This is a genomic window from Rhizobium sp. SVR5-2C (assembly GCF_056755115.1).
Genome location: NZ_JBNDHT010000333.1, coordinates 1 through 458 on the forward strand (window position 1 = coordinate 1; position 458 = coordinate 458).

1 protein-coding gene is annotated in these 458 nt (G+C 62.4%); it reads right to left on the reverse strand.

The features are described from left to right. On the reverse strand, positions 1 to 458 hold a 458-nt coding region (locus tag ACPYOI_RS35975; RefSeq protein ID WP_481424159.1), incomplete at both ends, for a 4Fe-4S dicluster domain-containing protein.

Consider the following 458-nt stretch of genomic DNA (forward strand, 5'->3'; position numbering starts at 1 on the left):
CAGTTGATGTTCTGGTTGGGGTCCTTGATGTCGCAGGTCTTGCAGTGGACGCAGTTCTGGGCGTTGATGACGAAGGTTTCCTTGCCGTCCTTCTCCACCCATTCGTAGACGCCGGCCGGACAGTAGCGGGTCGAGGGACCGGCGTAGACGCCGTATTCGGACGATTTCTGCAGCGCCATGTCCTTGACCTGCAGGTGCACCGGCTGGTCTTCCTCGTGGTTGGTGTTCGACAGGAATACCGAAGACAGCCGGTCGAAGGTCAGCACGCCATCCGGCTTGGGATAGGCGATCGGCTTGTGCTGCGCGGCGGGCTCCAGGGAGGCCGCATCGGTCTTGCCGTGCCTCAGCGTGCCGAAGACGGAGAGACCGAAGAGCTGGTTCGTCCACATGTCGAAGCCGCCAAGCGCCACGCCGATTGCGGTGCCGAACTTCGACCACAGCGGCTTGACGTTGCGCAC